Source organism: Paracoccus marinaquae (assembly GCF_018860165.1).
GTDB lineage: Bacteria > Pseudomonadota > Alphaproteobacteria > Rhodobacterales > Rhodobacteraceae > Paracoccus > Paracoccus marinaquae.
Window position 1 is genome coordinate 1 of sequence record NZ_JAHKNG010000097.1, and the last position, 2,689, is coordinate 2,689.

Below are 2,689 nucleotides of genomic sequence, written 5' to 3' on the forward strand. Positions count from 1 at the left end.
TTCGTTGTAGGATTTCCAGTTCGTCGTGCGGTAACGGGCGGGCTCGGGCTTGCTCATGTCGAGATTCTTAACCTACCGGATTCGCAGTGTGAATCCTTCCAGCGCCGAGTTCTGCAACAACGCCCATTACCACTGGCACGCGCTTTTCGGCCGACAGTTGCGGGTCGAGCGCGTCGACCGACGCAAGTCCGGCCAGTTCGTCGGCAGCATATAGCAAGTGATGCCCGCGATTTGACCCCTGTCGCTACAGATGCCGGGCAACATCCATGCTTTGATGCAGGATGCGAATCACCACGATTTCTGCACCGTTCGTGCGGAAAAACACGAAATGCCGCCCAACCGCATATTTGATATAGCCGTCACGCACATCAACGGTACGGCCACGCTTCTCGCCCCGTGCCAGACTGCAGCACGTATCCTGGATATCGTCCGTGTAACGGTCCGCCTGATCTGGCCCCCATTCCGTCGCGGTATAATCCCAAATGTCGTTCAAATCGGAGATGGCGGCCGGAGAGAACGTGACGCGGTTCATCTGGGCGCCGGACCGAACTCCGCCCGTTTCCTCGCCTTGAACGCATCAAAGTCGAATGATTGCGGTTCGCCGGATTGTTCGCCAGCAAGCAGCGCATCCCGAAGCGCCTGGACCTTTGCTTCATGCTCTTCCAGCAAACGTAGTCCTGCCCGCACGACATCGCTGGCCGAACCATACCGGCCCGTCTGAACCTGCTCGCTGATGAAGCCGATAAAATGATCCCCAAGCGTCACCGATGTGTTACGTGGCATAGCCACCCTCCATGAAGAATGTCGCGAGCATATACCAATAAGTAATACACATCAATTTGCCATCGCTCACCCGCCGCGCGCGTCGCTTGATCTCTGTGGCCTCGCTCCCTCTACATCTGAAACGAACAACGGGAAGTGGCGGGAAGTGGCGGGAAGTGGCAGGAAATGCGGGATGTTTACAAAGCCGGTTTCGCCAGTTCCAATCCCTGCCTGTCGCGCAGCATGCTACGCCTGCCGGATCGTGTTCTGGCTGACCCGAAACAACCGCGCCGGCACTGCGTTGTTGCAGAAGTCCCCGACGAACCACACTACACGACTCCGCGCCTTTTTCGGCTTGATCGGGGCATTGCAGTCCATGGCTGGATTGGGCTCTGTCGCAAACTCTGACTATGATTGAATGAAGTCGTTGTTCTCGTTTTATTATGCTGCCAGTGCCGCGAATTGGGAAAAGGGGCAGAGGTCGGGACTCTGTTGCACAAATCGGATGACGGCCGAGGCTCCGCTTTTCCTGGACGGACTCATCCCACGGCCTCTGTGACAGGTATGCCGAGCGCGGTGTAGCCATTCATGTCAACGGCGGAGTAAAATCCGGCCACGGGGCGGAGCAAAAGTCGGCCACTATGGCGCCGGCTTGAGACTGCCGGGACCCGTCGCGTCGACGAGTTGGTGCAGGCCATGGGGCTGAGCGGCATCTCCAAGAGCACCGTGTCCAAGCTGTGCAAGGATATTGACGAGAGGGTGGGCGAGTTCCTGAACCGGCCCCTGACCGGCGACTGGCCCTATCTCTGGCTCGATGCCACCTATCTGAAGGTCCGCCAGGGCGGACGGATCGTGCCGGTCGCGGCCATAATCGCCGTTGCCGCGAACACCGAGGTGACGGGGTGGCTGGCTGCTGACGTTCGGCTGACTTGCGAGTTTCCGTATCTCCGCATTGAGCCGAACGCTTTCCGAAGCCTCAAGACTGCAACGTCGCGGCGCGTGGGCCGCTTGTCGGAGACGCCTTGGCTGCCGCGAAAGAGGCTTTGGAAAGGGCCAACGGGGGTGGTTGCCTGTTCCCATCCTATGGCCGCCGGAGGGAAAGCGACGCGGCCTCGACGGTGTTGATGAAGCATCTGCGAAAGGTGTCGCGGGATCCCAAGCACGTCATCCACTCGTTGCGGCATAATATGAAAGACTGGCTGGTGTTGGCCGAAGTCCCGGCGCTCGAACAGAACCTCATCCTTGGGCACACGCTGGGCGGTGTCGGGGATAAAGTCTATGGTGGTGAAGTCGCCAAGCTACGAGCGACCACAAGAGCGATGCGGCGGGCGCATAAGATGAAGGTGCCGCGCGGATAGACTTATCCCACGGCCTCTGTGACAGGTATGCCGAGCGCGGTGAAGCCGTTCATGACGGCAACACGAACCTGAAGTTCGGCGACCTGACGGTCAGGGTCCCGGGCCATGAGGCGTTGTCCGAGAAGCTTCATGCAGTGCATCCTGGTTTCAGCCCGACTTCGGCGGTGGTATCCGCTCCATTTCCGCCAGATCGTCCGGCCGAGGTATTTCGATGCCCGCAGCGCTTCGTTTCGCGCAATCGCGCCAGCGGTGTCTGGTTTCCAGGTCCTGTCGTTCTTGCGGGGCGACCTGACGGCGGCGGCGCCTCGGTCAGCGATGGCATCGTGGCACTTGCGAGTGTCGCAGGCACCGTCTGCGGTGACGCTGCCGATCTCCTGATCTGGCGGGACCTGGTCCAGCAGTTCCGGTAGCATCGGCGTATCGCCGATGTCGCTGCTGGTGAATTGGGAGTGTCCGATCTTTTGTGTATGATTGATCGGGTCCATGCTTCACCGAAAGGAAGCATGTATGACGATCTCCAAGGAAATTCTGGACGAGTTGCTGAAAGGCGTTGAGCGCCCGGAGGACCT

The 2,689-nt window shown here is 59.6% G+C and carries 5 protein-coding genes and 1 pseudogene; 3 read left to right on the plus strand and 3 right to left on the minus strand.

Features of this window, described 5'->3' with window-relative positions; translation table 11 throughout:
- Positions 1-88 precede the first annotated feature (88 nt).
- Positions 89-214 (plus strand): hypothetical protein, encoded by a 126-nt coding sequence (locus tag KNW02_RS21155; RefSeq protein ID WP_256447781.1) that lies wholly within the window; start codon positions 89-91, stop codon positions 212-214.
- Between the two features lie 30 nt (positions 215-244).
- Here KNW02_RS21155 and KNW02_RS20305 read toward each other — a convergent pair whose 3' ends face one another.
- Together KNW02_RS20305 and KNW02_RS20310 are read right to left on the minus strand one after the other, a co-directional pair.
- Positions 245-532 carry a type II toxin-antitoxin system RelE/ParE family toxin gene (locus KNW02_RS20305; RefSeq protein WP_216034997.1) on the minus strand — a complete coding sequence of 96 codons (288 nt, stop codon included), beginning with the start codon at positions 530-532 and terminating at the stop codon, positions 245-247.
- Positions 529-783, minus strand: a complete 255-nt coding sequence (locus KNW02_RS20310) for a type II toxin-antitoxin system ParD family antitoxin (RefSeq protein WP_216034998.1) — start codon at positions 781-783, stop codon at positions 529-531. The genes KNW02_RS20305 and KNW02_RS20310 overlap by 4 nt, the downstream gene beginning before the upstream one ends.
- 645 nt (positions 784-1,428) lie before the next feature.
- Between KNW02_RS20310 and KNW02_RS20315 the strand changes: the two are divergent.
- Both KNW02_RS20315 and KNW02_RS20320 read left to right on the plus strand, forming a co-directional pair.
- Positions 1,429-1,656: pseudogene (locus tag KNW02_RS20315) on the plus strand (transposase); the annotation flags it as partial.
- Between the two features lie 128 nt (positions 1,657-1,784).
- A complete protein-coding gene (locus tag KNW02_RS20320) occupies positions 1,785-2,120 on the plus strand; it encodes a site-specific integrase (protein WP_216034999.1) in 336 nt (111 codons plus the stop codon).
- A 2-nt stretch (positions 2,121-2,122) separates the two neighbouring features.
- Here the strand turns inward: KNW02_RS20320 and KNW02_RS20325 are convergent, their stop codons facing one another.
- On the minus strand, positions 2,123-2,605 hold the full coding sequence (locus KNW02_RS20325) for an IS5 family transposase (protein WP_256447782.1): 483 nt from the start codon (positions 2,603-2,605) through the stop codon (positions 2,123-2,125).
- Between the last annotated feature and the right edge of the window lie 84 nt (positions 2,606-2,689).

What these genes read in the sequence shown, in the direction of transcription:
- KNW02_RS20325 (WP_256447782.1), bottom strand. Translation starts at nt 2,605, where the DNA reads ATGGACCCGATCAATCATACACAAAAGATCGGACACTCCCAATTCACC.
- KNW02_RS20305 (WP_216034997.1), bottom strand. Translation starts at nt 532, where the DNA reads ATGAACCGCGTCACGTTCTCTCCGGCCGCCATCTCCGATTTGAACGAC.
- KNW02_RS20310 (WP_216034998.1), bottom strand. Translation starts at nt 783, where the DNA reads ATGCCACGTAACACATCGGTGACGCTTGGGGATCATTTTATCGGCTTC.